Raw genomic sequence first — 275 nt, forward strand, 5'->3', positions numbered from 1 at the left:
GTAAACCAGAGGAAGTTGGCGAAGCGTTAATGAATGAATTAGATATTCAATTAACGTACCTACATGGAGAAGGTGGTTATACAAAGGAGTCTCGTAAAATTATTTATTGTATAACGAATCGCTTCATGTATCCTAAAGTTAGAGAATTAGTCTTGTCAATTGATTCAGATGCTGTATTAGAGGCCTCTATGGTAAATGAGACGACAGGAATTAAACATAAACGTTTTAATCGTTTTTAAATGTTGATTAAAATTATTTAGGCATAGCAAATAAAT

1 protein-coding gene is annotated in these 275 nt (G+C 31.6%); it reads left to right on the forward strand.

Annotated elements, in window-relative coordinates; all coding sequences use genetic code 11:
- Window positions 1-239 (forward strand): YitT family protein (locus tag AOA60_RS23945; RefSeq protein ID WP_143522552.1); only part of this gene is annotated, 239 nt, incomplete at its 5' end.
- Between the last annotated feature and the right edge of the window lie 36 nt (window positions 240-275).

It is taken from the genome of Pseudomonas sp. 2822-17, assembly GCF_002742485.1.
Lineage (GTDB): Bacteria > Pseudomonadota > Gammaproteobacteria > Pseudomonadales > Pseudomonadaceae > Aquipseudomonas > Aquipseudomonas cyclaminis.